At 62.7% G+C, this 558-nt stretch carries 1 protein-coding gene; it reads left to right on the forward strand.

The annotated features are described in order from the left end of the window. On the forward strand, positions 1–558 hold a 558-nt coding region (locus ACSU1G_RS34595; RefSeq protein WP_439286196.1), incomplete at both ends, for an AMP-binding protein.

Genomic DNA, 558 nt, shown 5'->3' on the forward strand with positions numbered 1-558 from the left:
TATCGCCGATGTGGAAGGCAATCGGGTCGGGTGGCAGCACCGGCCGTCCGAAGGTTATCGTCTCGCCGGTTCCAGCGCTGGCCGCTCTGCATGACGAGTCGCGAATCCGCGCTCGTATCCAGTTGGGCGACGTGGTCGTCATCCCGGCACCGCTCACCCACAACGCGCCCTTTACCCAGATGGTCAGAACTCTCCTCGCAGGCGGCCGAGTCGTGCTTACCGAACGCTTCTCGGCCGAAGGCTTGCTCCGCACGGTTGAGCGCGAACGCGCCAACTATCTCTACCTCGTCCCGACGATGATGAGCCGGATCTGGAAGTTGCCCAATGAGGTCCGCACCAAATACGACATGACTTCCGTCCACACCGTGATTCATATGGGTGCGCCCTGCCCGGTCTGGCTGAAGCGAGCATGGATCGAATGGCTCGGGGCCGAACGGATTCTGGAGGTGTACGCCGGCACCGAGGGAATGGTCGTCTTCTCAGTCAGCGGGGAAGAGTGGGAGGAGCGACCGGGGACAGTGGGACTGCCTCGAGGTGGGGAAGTTCAGATCCGTGCTG

Source organism: Microbacterium sp. A93 (genome assembly GCF_051842835.1).